Origin of the sequence: Halobellus clavatus (assembly GCF_900107195.1) — an archaeon.
Lineage (GTDB): Archaea > Halobacteriota > Halobacteria > Halobacteriales > Haloferacaceae > Haloquadratum > Haloquadratum clavatum.
Genome location: NZ_FNPB01000013.1, coordinates 1 through 12779 on the forward strand (window position 1 = coordinate 1; position 12779 = coordinate 12779).

The 12779-nt window shown below is 62.9% G+C and carries 11 protein-coding genes and 1 pseudogene; 7 read left to right on the forward strand and 5 right to left on the reverse strand.

Translation table 11 applies throughout. The features are described 5' to 3' along the window. Positions 1-533: pseudogene (locus BLU74_RS15180) on the reverse strand (hypothetical protein); the annotation flags it as partial. A gap of 553 nt (positions 534-1086) precedes the next feature. On the opposite strand from BLU74_RS15180, the gene BLU74_RS15185 reads away from it, so the two are divergent. Both BLU74_RS15185 and BLU74_RS15190 read left to right on the forward strand, forming a co-directional pair. Next, positions 1087-2451: a tyrosine-type recombinase/integrase gene (locus tag BLU74_RS15185; protein WP_089768859.1), complete on the forward strand. Its 1365-nt coding sequence runs from the start codon at positions 1087-1089 to the stop codon at positions 2449-2451. A 240-nt stretch (positions 2452-2691) separates the two neighbouring features. Next, positions 2692-3618 (forward strand): MarR family transcriptional regulator, encoded by a 927-nt coding sequence (locus tag BLU74_RS15190; RefSeq protein ID WP_089768861.1) that lies wholly within the window; start codon positions 2692-2694, stop codon positions 3616-3618. Positions 3619-3761: 143 nt separating this feature from the next. Here the strand turns inward: BLU74_RS15190 and BLU74_RS15195 are convergent, their stop codons facing one another. After that, positions 3762-4775, reverse strand: coding sequence for a tyrosine-type recombinase/integrase (locus BLU74_RS15195; RefSeq protein ID WP_089768864.1), 1014 nt, complete (start codon positions 4773-4775; stop codon positions 3762-3764). Between the two features lie 255 nt (positions 4776-5030). Between BLU74_RS15195 and BLU74_RS15200 the strand changes: the two genes are divergently transcribed. From BLU74_RS15200 to BLU74_RS15220, 5 genes are all read left to right on the forward strand, one after another. Next, positions 5031-6227, forward strand: coding sequence for a COG1361 family protein (locus BLU74_RS15200; protein ID WP_089768866.1), 1197 nt, complete (start codon positions 5031-5033; stop codon positions 6225-6227). Further along, positions 6224-6895, forward strand: a complete 672-nt coding sequence (locus BLU74_RS15205; RefSeq protein WP_089768868.1) for an ABC transporter ATP-binding protein — start codon at positions 6224-6226, stop codon at positions 6893-6895. Before BLU74_RS15200 ends, BLU74_RS15205 begins: the two co-directional genes overlap by 4 nt. Then, positions 6892-8037, forward strand: a complete 1146-nt coding sequence (locus BLU74_RS15210) for an ABC transporter permease (RefSeq protein WP_089768871.1) — start codon at positions 6892-6894, stop codon at positions 8035-8037. The genes BLU74_RS15205 and BLU74_RS15210 overlap by 4 nt, the downstream gene beginning before the upstream one ends. A gap of 76 nt (positions 8038-8113) precedes the next feature. Beyond that, the gene (locus BLU74_RS15215; protein WP_089768873.1) at positions 8114-9367 is read left to right on the forward strand and encodes a tRNA (N(6)-L-threonylcarbamoyladenosine(37)-C(2))-methylthiotransferase; all 1254 of its coding nucleotides are present in this window, start codon (positions 8114-8116) and stop codon (positions 9365-9367) included. Between the two features lie 74 nt (positions 9368-9441). Further along, on the forward strand, positions 9442-10029 hold the full coding sequence (locus BLU74_RS15220; RefSeq protein WP_089768875.1) for a S26 family signal peptidase: 588 nt from the start codon (positions 9442-9444) through the stop codon (positions 10027-10029). Positions 10030-10033: 4 nt separating this feature from the next. Here the strand turns inward: BLU74_RS15220 and BLU74_RS15225 are convergent, their stop codons facing one another. The 3 genes from BLU74_RS15225 to map form a co-directional block, all read right to left on the reverse strand. Then, positions 10034-11140: a cation diffusion facilitator family transporter gene (locus BLU74_RS15225; RefSeq protein ID WP_089768877.1), complete on the reverse strand. Its 1107-nt coding sequence runs from the start codon at positions 11138-11140 to the stop codon at positions 10034-10036. A gap of 123 nt (positions 11141-11263) precedes the next feature. Beyond that, positions 11264-11857: an HIT family protein gene (locus tag BLU74_RS15230; protein WP_089768880.1), complete on the reverse strand. Its 594-nt coding sequence runs from the start codon at positions 11855-11857 to the stop codon at positions 11264-11266. Positions 11858-11862: 5 nt separating this feature from the next. Continuing rightward, on the reverse strand, positions 11863-12753 hold the full coding sequence (map, locus tag BLU74_RS15235; RefSeq protein ID WP_089768882.1) for a type II methionyl aminopeptidase: 891 nt from the start codon (positions 12751-12753) through the stop codon (positions 11863-11865). Between the last annotated feature and the right edge of the window lie 26 nt (positions 12754-12779).

Below are 12779 nucleotides of genomic sequence, written 5' to 3' on the forward strand. Positions count from 1 at the left end.
TCGGTCAGCTCCTGGCCGTCCTCGAAACGCCGGTACAATTTTTCGATGTCGGGGTTGTACTCAACCGAGATCGAGACGTCCACGTTGGTCGCCCGCCCCGACGACTGAAAGAGTTTGTCGACGTTCGCTCCCTGGAGGACGCCGTGCTCGATACACGCTTCGAGCCGGAGGCGATCCCTGTCGAGCCCGAGGTAGCCGAACGCGACCATCGCAGCGAGCGTGTCGTCGGTCTCCTCGGAGCCAAGTTCTGCGAAGATCTTCTCGCGCTCATCCGATCCCAAGAACAAACTCAGTAGCACGAAGTCCTGGAGCCCGTTGACGACCCGCTCGCGGATCTCCTGCCGCCGGTTCGCGTCCGTCTGCGGTTGGGCGTACTCCTTGAGCCCACAGAGGTACTCTCGGTCGGTCGGAGTGAGTATCCCCCGTGGTCGATCCTCGGGCGTGAGCACCGGCTCACGTTCGCTGTCGTCATCTGTGACGTCGTCGACGCCGGTGAACAGTTCGTCGGTCCGTCCGTTCGAGTCCTCAACCATACTTAGGCTATTATCGACTAATTCTAAATAACTTTTCACCCGTTAATACTTTGTTGGGCCGAGCCGAATACCGTACCTGGACGGAGAAGATGACGATCATATTCACACGCAAAACGGTTCCTCGACCAACTTCTGCACAACCGAGGTCGGTCGGGAGGCGACTGGCACCGAACTCGGAGATACATCCGAATAATCAGTTCCGGAGTCGCCGAGTAACCTTCATTTACAGGCTCTATACTGGTAGAATGCGCTCCACGATCCCACTCAACGATTACCAATTCCCCGACCAACATCCGTCGTCATCGACGGGCGATCTGGGATGGAATTGGTGGGCCAATTCCGAAAAATTGGTCGGAGAATGGACGACTGGAACCGTCGAACTGGCTGTTCGGGGGAAACAGACTACGCGTGATTTGGAACCCTCCGAAGCCACCCCGATAACAGACGCCCCCGGCTCCGAAATTGATCGGGCCGCCCAAGGCGATACCGGAGTAACGACTCGCCTGGTCCCCATTTCGGGGAGTGCGAAATCCCGCACTGGAGGGATCGGCGCGTGACCGACCCGACCGAGACTCCCGACGACGCCGACGACGCAGACCAATTAGCGGAAGCCCCCGACCAATTACAGGAGGATCCCGACCAATCGAACACGGACCCCAACAGCAAAAGCCGAGAACTGCGGACCGACGGCGGGACGGTCGCCACCGGATCGGCCAATCTCGACCAATCCACTCGGATCGAAACACCGGAGAATCCGGCCAATCAGGGAACACCCAGCGTCGACACGACCTCGGCCCCGCAAACAGGTTCCAGTCACGACCGTACCGCAACTCCGCCGACAAACGATCCCGAAGAGCCGACCAATTCCGAGTCCAACGGGGTCCGAGACGGAGACGAGTTGTTCTCGGGGCCTGCCCCGGTGAACGACGTCCTCGATTTCTATCTCGAAACCAACCCGTGGGGCGTGTCGCAGGGAACCATCAGTTCTTATCGTTCGCGACTGGGACACTTCCGCCAATTCTGCGCGGAGGAAGACATCGAGAACCTTCGAGAGCTCCAGCCGTCCCATATGGACGAGTACCACAACTACCTCCGCAAGCAACCCCAGCTCGAAGCCCGCTCCTCGATCAAGGGCTGTCTGTCGGCGCTTCGGAAGTTCATCCGGTACTGCGAGCGGCGCGGCGTGGTCGACGGTGGCTTCCACAAGCTCATCATCCTCCCGACGCTCTCCAATGGCGGGGGGAAGGACGAAACGTGGCTCTCTCACGACGACGCCAAGGAGATTATCGACTACCTGGGGAAGTTCGAACCGTTCTCGAAGGCCCACGTGATCTGGACCCTCCTCGCCGAAACGGGGATTCGGCAGTCCACGCTGTACGCCTTCGACCTCGACGATTACGACGCGACCGACCGGTACATCGAGGCGGTCAACCGCGAGGACACGGGCACGCGATTGAAGAACGGCGCCAAGGGAGAACGCGAAATCACAATATCGAGTGAGGCGGCCCAGGTTCTCGATGGATACATCCAGGCGAATCGGAACGCTGTAACCGACGAATACGGCAGGGAACCACTACTAACGACCAAGAATGGCCGTCTCCAAAAGAGTACGATTCGCAAGTACGCGTACGCCTGGTCCCGGCCGTGTGCGATTGGGAAGGACTGCCCGGTCGGGGAGCACCCAGAGACGTGTGAGGCGGCACAGACGAACAATGACGCGTACAAGTGTCCGGAGTCGGTTTCACCACATCCGATCCGTCGGGGCTATATTACTCACCTCCGAGCCAACGGCGTCCCCACCGAGGACGTGATCTCGAAACGGTGTGACGCCAATCCGGATACGATCGAACAGTGGTACGATATGAGTACGAAAGCAGAACGTCGTGAGGCGCGGCGTGCCTTCGTTGAGGACCTCTAACGGTCGCCGGGACGGGTTCGTTGTCACCGTGAGGAGGTGAATTCCATCTTCGAATAGCCGATCGAGCGCTGTCCAGAGTATCTCCGTTGGAATTCAGTTCTCGAACTCGGCGTGTTGATGATTGCAAAGAGGTAGGCTAATCAAGCAACCATAGAACGGGCCGAATTATATCATCTAACCTACTATTTGTCCCGTATTCGCCAAGGTATTTAAATACTAAACGGGCGATTATGAGACAATATGATAAGAGAACGAGAGCTCCGGGTTCTCATAGCACTTGACACCCCAAAGGGTCGTCAGGAGCTGGCGGACGAACTAGATTACCGAGAGGACACAGTATCGGCTGCTCTCAACGACTTGGCTCAGCGTGATCTCATCGACAAAGAGCGGGAGGGAAACAGAATCATTGCCAAACCGAGTAATGCGCGCTGTGTTGAGGTGTTTCAGTCCCTCACACAATCGAATCCGCACGTTGATTTCCCGGATTTGCTCACCCCTTCGATGGTGAATATCTTGTACTATTTGAGTAGTGACGATGCGTGGACGGCAACCGAACTGGCAGAGCAAACAGGCCACGCACGGGCAACGATCTATCGCGGACTCAGGACGCTCACGAATCGAGCGATGGCTGTCAAGCAGCATAGTCGATACAGGCTTACCGATGCGTTCAACGATCTCCACGTCTTTGCATACGAACTCCAGCATCACACCCACCTCGTCCGAATTAGACAAGATGTTGGAAGCGGAACGATCGTATGGGAGTCACACGAGGAGTTTCTCGTTCGCACCGATACTGATGTCGAACACCCTGACTACTACCGGACAGGTCTCGATGCCTTTGCCGAGTACGGACTCCAATTTTTCACGACATCCGAACGGTACTACTTCTATTCAGAGGATCGTGAATCGCTGGGGCCGGAAGACCTGTTCTGCCACCTGCTCCTCATCGAAAATGACTCTCGCCACCGGAAATACGTCTTCTTGCTCGCGGCGAAGATGGAACTCTCACCAGAGCGTCTGCAAACGACCGCGGGTGACTACGGGATCACGGAAACCGTCGAATCGCTGGTGGAGTTTCTGGAGACAGAAGGCGAGAAGTCGTCTCCAGCAACGCCTCAGTGGGCAGAATTCGAAGCACTGGCCGATGAGTACGAAGTCGAGCTATGACCAGAGAAGCCACTCTCGGCGGAGATGCGATTCGGGGTGTCAGAGAAGGCACCCCACACGCCAATAGGCTCAACTCGGACGATTGCTATCCTTCTCGTCTCACTATTTGCGGGTGATGCAACGAAAACCGCGCAGCACGACAGCTAGATATTCCCCAGATACGACCGCCGCTGTTCCATTCGCTCCCGTTCGGACCGCTCGTCGTAATGCTTCTCAATCACTCGTTCGGAGACGTCAGCACGACCTGAAACGGCCTGCGACGGGACGTCCGACCGTAGCCAGTGAGTGATCGATCCGCGCCGGAACGGGTGGGGTGAGACCGATTCGGGACAGGTACTGACCCGACTGTGATCGGTCGCGTCACAAGTCTTCGGATCTCGCCCGAGCGGACACGTTCCGTCGTGCCGACACGGTTGTGTCCACTTGTACGCATACCTCGAGATCGTGCTCCCAGCGATACGCCCCTTCGAGGTCGTAATGAGCGGCTCTCGGCCGTAGTCGTCCGTGACGTCGGGACGTTTGTGCTCGATCCAGTCGTCGAGAAGATCGGCGATCGACTCCGAGATGGCGACGTGACGCTGGGACTTCGTCTTGTTCTTGAGCGGCGTGTCGGTGTCGGGTCGGTGTTTGAACTGCAGATACCGCTCGTCAGCATCGTAATCCTGAAGATCGAGAGATCGGACGGCCCCCTTCCGAGCCATCGTGTGCCACATTACTGCGAGCGTCACGTGTGCCCGGCTGCAGTAGTGGTATCGTTCGAGGTTATTCAGGACCGATTGGGCGGTCTGAGAGTCGAGTTGCTCGTGTCGCGCCATATCCGTGTCTTTGACAGCGGGCGACTGAACGCGCTGGGAGAGTCCACTCTCGACGGCCTCGATGCTCTCACACCAGCGGATGAAGACGCGAGTGGTGTCCATCATCCCCTTCTCCGTCGCTGGCGCCCAGTCACTGTCCTTGCGACCCTCGATCTGGTACTCCTTGATGAGGCGGCCCGTGAGTTCGTTCAGGTTGGTGATCTCCCGCTCGTCGAGCCACTCGACGAACGAAGAGAGGCGCGACCGGTGGTTGATGATGGTGCCCCGAGAGAGGTTTCCTCTGCGATCTTCGAGGTACAATTCGAGTGCTTTGCTCGGGTCGATAGGTTCTAACTCCGACATATATATCACTTTTCTTATCTTAGCAAATCACCAGACAACACCGGAGTAACGGATCGTATTGTCAAGGCCAGAGCCCTGCAGATACTCTCACGCTTCATCACGAACTGAATACGGGGGGATGGCGTCGCCCGGCGCGTGATTCTGCGACCCCGCGGTGTCCCATCGTACTACATAATTGAACCGAAACGTTTGCAAGGGGAGAGAATGAAGAGGAGCAGGAGCAGAGTCCCTCCGCGAAAGACGCCCTACAAGACGATGAACTGGTCCTCCATCCCCAGAGTGCTAGTCGTACTGTCCCTCCTCATCAGCGGTGCCGGTGCCGCGATCACGCCGGTCGCTGCCGCACCGGCGATCCAGGTGTCGTCGGTCACGGTGACGCCCGACGATCCCAACACCGGCGAACAGGTCACGATCGAGACCGAAATCTCGAATCTCCAAGAGAGTGACACCACGGTCACGATAACCGACATCTACGTCCGGAAACCCGGCACGACGACCGAGTACGCACGCGTCGAGGATCTTGGCTCGGTTGCGCCCGGCGGATCGGTCTCGATCCCGATGTCGACGACATTCGAGACGTCCGGCCAGAAACGCCTCACTGTCAGTGTCGCTGTGCGGTACAACAACGGCAACAGCTTCCAGCGATACAACTACCCGATCTACATCGACGTGAGTGAACCGAACGTGAAGGCCGAGCTGACAGCCGGGCCCGGGGCCAATGGGTCCGGCACCAGTGTCTCGCTCACGAACTACGGGAACGCAAACCTCACTGACGTGGAACTCACGGCGAGCGTCGACGGTGAGCAGATCGATCGGAACTTCCTGTTCGACGTCGAACCCGGTGCGAGCCAGTCGACCACCTTCGACACCGACGACCTCGCGAGCGATCAGCTGACGGTCACCGCACAGTACGAAGCCGCCGGTGGGTCTCACAACACCACGCTGGCCGTCGATCTCGACGAGAACGCGCCGGTCCGCGGCGACGTTCGCCTGACGAGCGTCGAGGCGACACAGACCGGAAGCGGCCTCCGGATCGAGGGCGACGCCGCCAACCTCGGGACCACGGACGCGGAGTCGGTCCTCGTCCGGATTCCGGAGACGGACACGGTGCGACCGGTCGCCCCGTCCGGCGAGTACTTCGTCGGTGCGGTCGAGGGCAGCGAATTCGCCACGTTCGAACTCACTGCGTCGACCCCGCCAAATACGTCGGTGTCCGAAGTTCCCGTCGAGATCACCTACGTCGTCGACGACGAGCGCGTGACGAAGACCCAGCAGTTACAGGTGGACCCCGCGCCCGCGATGTCGCTCGGAGCCGGTCAAGCCGCCGGTGGAAGCGGACCGGGTGGTGCCGGACCGCCGGGAGGCTCCGGCGGCCTGCCGCTCACGCTGATCGGCGGTGCCGTCGTGGTTCTCGTCCTCGTTGGAGCCGGGGTCTACCGCTGGCGACAATGAGCACGAGCGTCATCGAACTCGATGGCGTCGTGAAGCGCTACCAGAGCGGTGAGGAGACGATCGAGGCGCTGAAGGGCGTCGACTTTACCGCAAACCGCGGCGAGATGGTGACCGTGATCGGGCCCTCCGGTTCGGGCAAGAGCACGATGCTCAATATGATCGGCCTGCTCGATACGCCGAGCGAAGGGAGCGTCCACCTCGACGGCCGCGACGTGACGGACTTCAGCGAGGACGAACTCACCGAGGAACGCCGCTCGGGGATCGGCTTCGTCTTCCAGGCGTTTCACCTGCTTCCGATGCTGACCGCGACCGAGAACGTCGAACTCCCCTCGATGTGGGACACCGACGTCGACCGGCGTGACCGGGCGATCGATCTCCTCGGACGCGTCGGTCTCAGCGATCGGTTGAGTCACACGCCGGATCAGCTATCGGGGGGACAACAACAGCGCGTCGCCATCGCGCGGGCGCTGATCAACGAACCCGACATTCTGCTCGCCGACGAGCCGACTGGCAACCTCGATCAGGACACCGGCGCGACCATCCTCGACGAACTCACGCGTCTCAAAGAGGAGGAAGACATCGCCATCGTGGCGGTCACCCACGACGAGCAGTTGGTCGAGTACGCCGATCGCGAAGTCAACCTCGTCGATGGGGAGATCGGAGAATGAGCATCAGGGACCTGCTGTGGCAACTGCCGAGCGTCGGAATGGCCTGGCGGAACCTCGGGCGGAGCCGGGTCCGCACGGCGCTGGCGACGCTCGGCATCATCATCGGCGTCGTCGCGATCGCCTCGCTCGGGATGGCTGGCGTCGCGATCCAGCAGCAGGCGACGTCGAATCTCGGCGGGATCGCCGACGAGGTGACGATCAGGTCCGGCACGGACAGCACCACCGACGGCGTCACCCAGGAGCAGGTGGATCGCATCCGAGACGTCGCCGGCGACGCCACCGTCATCCCCGAGAAGACGAACAGCACCACGCTGACGGCGCGTGACGGGAGTGAGCGGTTCGTGAGCGTCACCGGATTGACGCGTGCGAGCACCCTGTATGAGGTCTCTTCGGGCGACAACCCCGATCGGCTCCGGTCCGGGGCGTTGCTCACGAACAGCACCGCACGACAGCTCGGGCTCGAAATCGGCGACCCCGTCGAGTACGACGGCCAACTCTATCGGATCAGGGGGCTGATCGAGTCCGGCGGCGGCGGCTTCGGTGGGGGCAGCGAACTCGTCCTCCCGCTCTCAGCGCTCAGAGACCAGAACTACTACGACTCGGTGACGATCGTCGCGTCCGACGGCGACGAGGCGCAGCGGATCTCCGACGCGGTCGAAACGCGGTTCAACGAGGGCGACGAGGAGATCCTGAGCGTCACCAGTTTCGCGAGCATCCAGGAGAACGTCGGGTCGTTTCTGGATACGCTGAACCTCGCGCTGCTCGGGATCGGCTCGATTTCGCTGATCGTCGCGAGCGTCGCGATTCTCAACGTGATGTTGATGAGTACGATCGAACGCCGCGGCGAAATCGGCGTCCTCCGCGCAGTCGGTATCCGCCGTGGGGAAGTCTTGCGGATGATCCTCGCCGAGGCCGCGTTTCTGGGCATCATCGGCGGGTTCGTCGGCGCAGCGCTCTCGCTGGGCGTCGGCCTCGTCGCTTTCGAGGTCCTCGCCGGGGACGCGACGCTCGTGTTCGGCTGGGCGAGCGTCCGCTACCTCCTGCTCGGCTTCGGCTTCGCGGTCGTCGCCAGCCTGCTGAGCGGGCTCTACCCGGCGTGGAAGGCCGCGAACGACCCACCCGTCGAGGCACTTCGGAGCTGAGGTGTGAGAACTGGCTCCAGTCGTCGGCCGAACCGTCGCGCTTTTGCCCGCAGATCCGGTAACTGAGAGCGACTGGATGGCCCGATACCACATCGAGACGTACGGTTGTACCTCCAACCGCGGTGAGAGCCGGCAGATAGAGAGTGCGCTCCGAGACGCCGGCCACTACCCCGTCGATGGCCCGGAGGCGGCCGACGTCGCCATTATGAACACCTGCACGGTGGTCGAGAAGACGGAGCGCAATATGCTCCGCCGGGCCAAAGAACTCGAAGCAGAGACAGCGGATCTCATCATCACGGGCTGTATGGCGCTCGCACAGGGCGAGGAGTTCCGCGACGAGGAGATCGACGCGCAGATCCTCCACTGGGACGACGTCCCCGCGGCGGTCACGAACGGCGAGTGCCCCACGCCCGGTCCGGGCACCGAACCGGTTCTCGATGGCGTCGTCGGCATCCTGCCGATCGCCCGGGGCTGCCTGTCGAACTGCTCGTACTGCATCACGAAGTTCGCGACCGGCCGCGTCGACTCCCCGTCGGTCGAGGAGAACGTCGAGAAGGCCCGCGCGCTGGTTCACGCCGGGGCGAACGAACTCCGAATCACGGGCCAAGACACCGGCGTCTACGGCTGGGACGACGGCGAGCGCGAACTCCCCGAACTCCTGGATCGGATCTGTACGGAGATCGATGGCGAGTTCAGAGTTCGGCTGGGGATGGCGAACCCCGGTGGAATCCACGGCATCCGCGACGAACTGGCCGACGTGTTCGCGCGTCACGACGAACTGTACAACTTCATCCACCTGCCCGTACAGTCCGGTTCTGATACGGTGCTCGAAGAGATGCGCCGCCAGCACCGCGTCGAGAAGTTCACCGAGATCGTCGAGACGTTCGACGAGACGTTAGACTACTGGACGCTCTCGACCGACTTCATCGTCGGCTTCCCCACGGAAACGGCGGAGGACCACGCCCAGAGCATAGCGCTCTTCCGTGAGGTGCGCCCGGAGAAGGTGAACGTCACCCGCTTCTCGAAGCGACCCGGTACCGACGCCGCCGAGTTGAAGGGGCTCGGCGGGACGGTCAAGAAGGAGCGCTCGAAGGAGATGTCCGAACTGAAGCACGAAATCGTCGCGGAAGCCTACGAGTCAATGGTCGGCGAGACCCGCGAAGTGATGGCCGTCAGGGAGGGAACCGGCGACTCGATGAAGTGCCGCGACGACGCCTATCGGCAGATCATCGTGCAGAACGCCTCCGAGAGGGGCATCGAACCCGGAATGACGTTCGAGGTGGACGTGACGAGCCACCAGACCGTCTACGCGTTCGGCGATCCGATCTGAGTCGACGACGACACGGCCGGAGCCGAGCCCGCTGATCGGTTGCTTTTTTCGCGTCGGTCCCGGACGGGACACCGATGAGTCGGCCGCGTGCGATACTGTACCTCCGCGACGTCGCCGTCGTCGTGGGCTCCGTCTTGGTCGTGGGAGCCGTGCTCTTTGCCGCGGCCGGCGTGTGGCCGCCGCTCGTTGCGATCGAGAGCCCGAGTATGGAGCCGTCCGTCGAGCGCGGCGATATGGTCGCGATCTCGGACCCAGATCGGTTCAGCGAGACAGCCGCCGACGATCGCGGGGTCGTCACCGCCGCGGCGGCCGACGGATACGGCCGGCTGGGTGGTGCCGGCGACGTGATCGTCTTCGACCCGCCCGGACGGACCGGCGCGCCGATCATCCACCGGGCGCAGCTCCGTGTCGAGGCGGGCGAGAACTGGTACGGCGAGGCCAACGCCTCGTACCTCGGAGACGCCGATAGCTGCGCAGAGTTGAGCGCCTGTCCGGCGCCCTACGACGGCTACGTCACGAAGGGGGACAACAACGGCGAGTACGACCAGGCCACCGGGATCGCACCGGTCGTGCGGCCGTCGTGGATCGAAGCGAAGGCGCAGTTCCGCATCCCCGAGTTAGGCTGGATCCGATTGCTCATCACCGGGAAGGCGTTCGCGTAGCCGATCAGACCGACGAACGGTCTTCAGCGGCCCCGACCGAGCGGTCGCGTGCATCGTCGTCGTCGGGGCTCGACTCGTCGTCGTCACCATCGGATCTCGACTCGTCGTCGCTGTCAGAATCATCGTCGGCGTGGCTGCCGGATTCGGTTCTACCACCGCCACCACCGTCTCCGTCGCGGCCGGACAGTTCGGACTCGGACTCGACGAGTCGATCCGCCTCGTCGTCGGGCTTCCACTCGCCGAGTTCCTTCGGATCGACGTGGACGAATACGTCGTCGACCTCCGGCATCGCGCGCACGGCTTCGACGACTTCGGATTCGATGTCGTGCGCCTCGAAGAGCGTCATCTGACCCTCGACCTCGATGTGGAGGCTCACGTCGATCTCGGGGCCGACGTAGTGCGCCACGACGTCGTGTGCGCCGCGGACCTGCGGATGTTCGAGCGCACGTTCGAGGATCTCACGGCGGAGTTCCTCCGGGGGAGCGGCCCCGACGAGGTAGTTCACGTTGTCGCGGACGATCTCGTACCCGGTGTAGAAGATCCCGATCGAGACGACGGCCCCGGCGATCGGATCGAGGACCGGGACGCCGGCGGACGCGCCGAGCACGCCGACGAGCGCCGCACCGGCGGTGAGGATGTCGTTCCGGTTGTCGAGCGCCGCGGCGACGATGGCGGGGGAGTGTCGCTCCTCGCCGATCCGGAGGCAGTAGCGGTAGAGGCCGTACTTCGCGCCGGCGGTGGCGACGAGGACCGCGACCGCCGCGGTTCCCCCGTTGACGCCGTACGATCCCGAGAGGATCGAGGTGGCGGCGTTCCAGAGGACCGCGCCGCCGGCGACGAAGACGCCGACGGCGACGAACAGCGAGACGAACGGCTCGATCCGTTCGTGGCCGTGGGGATGCTCGAAATCCGGCGGCTGGGTCGTCAGATAGAGCCCGGCGAGGACGACGAGGCTGTAGACGCTGTCGGCGAGGCTGTTGACGGCCTCCGATCCGACGGCGAGGCTGCCGGTCCCCCACCAGACGCTGCCCTTCGCCAGCACGAGCGCGAGGTTGACCCCGAGGACGACCGCCCCGACCCGGCGGACGACGCGTCTGCGGTCCTCGCTCATTGGTCGCATCTTCCCGTGTGACGGCTAAGTCGCTTCGGTCCCGAACGACAGCGCAGAGGGAAACGACGCGAGCAGAGACAGCGCAGAATTTGATGATGCGAACCGAGACAGCGCAGTGGACGATCAGGTCTCGAAACTGAGCCGGACCGCACGATCGGGGTCTGCGTCGTGGGCTGCCCCCTGATCGTCTCGTCCGTCCCCGTCGCGGGGCGCTGCCGCCGGCAACGACGCGAAGGCCTCGTGGAGCCGATCGTAGGTGTCGTCCAGCGCCTCGACGAGCACCTTCGTGTCGCCGATCACGGGCATAAAGTTCGTATCGCCGCTCCAGCGCGGCACGAGGTGCGTGTGGACGTGATCGGCGATCGAACCGCCCGCGGCCGATCCGCCCAGATTCTCGCCGGCGTTGACCCCGTCGGGGCCGAGGGCGGCCTCGAGCGCGTCGATGGTCGCGACCTTGAGACGGGCGTGATCCAGCAGTTCCGCGTCGGAGAGCGCGCCCCACTCGCCGGTGTGGCGATCGGGGATGACCATCACGTGACCGGGGTTGTACGGGTAGTTGTTCAGGATGACGAACGAGTGGTCGGTGCGCGCCACGATCCGGCTGTCTCTGTCCTCGTCGCGCTCGGGGAGCACGCAGAACGGACAGCCGTCGACGTCGTCTTCGTGGTCGTCGCGTTCGACCCACTCGATCCGCCAGGGGGCGAAGACCTGATCCATCTCGCTCACGCCGTGATGATCTCGCAGCCGTCCTCGGTGACGACGACAGTGTGCTCGGCTTGGCTGATCAGTTCCCCGTCGTCTTCTTTCAGCACCGGATAGCCGTGGAGCACGCCCTGTTGTTCCAACCGGCGGACCGCCATCTCCGAGCGGGAGCCCTCCAGCCAGCGCGCCGCGAAGGGCAGCGTCTTGTACTCGTCTTTCACCTGATCGAGGACCTGCCGGGCGGCGCGATTCCGGACCGAGCGGTCGTTCTCTAAGCTGTAAATTTCCGCGTTCGTGCCCTCGGAGACCTTTCCGCTCCCGGTTGTCGCGAACGGCTCGATGGCGACGACGTCGCCGACCTCGAGTTCGACGCCGCGCTCGGTGCCGCGGTTCGGGATCGTCGGCCCGGTGTGGGCGTCCCACTGGGCGACGCCGTGCCCCGAGAGGTTCAACACGGGGGTGTAGCCGTAGCCGCGGATCACGTCTTCGATCTCCGCTCCGACTTCGCCGGTCTCGACGCCCGGCCCGACGGCGTCGAGCGCGGCGTCGAGAGCCTCCTCGGCCGCCTCGACGAGTTCGGGCGTCCCGGAGAGATCGACCGTCACCGCGGCGTCGGCGATGTAGCCGTCGACGTGGACGCCGCAGTCGAGACAGACCATCTCCTCGCCGAACTCGGTGTCGTCGTCGCGGCCGGGACTGGCGTGGGAGGCTTCCTCGTCGACGCTGATGTTCGCGGGGAAGGCGCACCCGTCGGCGAGTTCCCGGATGCGGTCCTCGGCGAATTCGGCGACCGACAGTTGGGTCACGCCCGGTTCGACTTTTTCGGCCGCCTCGTCGAGCACCTGTCGGAGGACCGACCCCGCCTCCCGGTACTTCTCCATCGTCTCGTCGTCGAGAGATCCGTGGCTCATAGAAGGACTGTCGGCCGAAGATGCAA

Bases quoted from the DNA above. Each gene is read 5' to 3' on its own strand.
- BLU74_RS15220 (WP_089768875.1), top strand. From the start codon at position 9,442: ATGAGTCGGCCGCGTGCGATACTGTACCTCCGCGACGTCGCCGTCGTC.
- map (WP_089768882.1), bottom strand. From the start codon at position 12,753: ATGAGCCACGGATCTCTCGACGACGAGACGATGGAGAAGTACCGGGAG.
- BLU74_RS15195 (WP_089768864.1), bottom strand. From the start codon at position 4,775: ATGTCGGAGTTAGAACCTATCGACCCGAGCAAAGCACTCGAATTGTAC.
- BLU74_RS15230 (WP_089768880.1), bottom strand. From the start codon at position 11,857: ATGGATCAGGTCTTCGCCCCCTGGCGGATCGAGTGGGTCGAACGCGAC.
- BLU74_RS15205 (WP_089768868.1), top strand. From the start codon at position 6,224: ATGAGCACGAGCGTCATCGAACTCGATGGCGTCGTGAAGCGCTACCAG.
- BLU74_RS15190 (WP_089768861.1), top strand. From the start codon at position 2,692: ATGATAAGAGAACGAGAGCTCCGGGTTCTCATAGCACTTGACACCCCA.
- BLU74_RS15210 (WP_089768871.1), top strand. From the start codon at position 6,892: ATGAGCATCAGGGACCTGCTGTGGCAACTGCCGAGCGTCGGAATGGCC.
- BLU74_RS15200 (WP_089768866.1), top strand. From the start codon at position 5,031: ATGAACTGGTCCTCCATCCCCAGAGTGCTAGTCGTACTGTCCCTCCTC.
- BLU74_RS15225 (WP_089768877.1), bottom strand. From the start codon at position 11,140: ATGAGCGAGGACCGCAGACGCGTCGTCCGCCGGGTCGGGGCGGTCGTC.
- BLU74_RS15215 (WP_089768873.1), top strand. From the start codon at position 8,114: ATGGCCCGATACCACATCGAGACGTACGGTTGTACCTCCAACCGCGGT.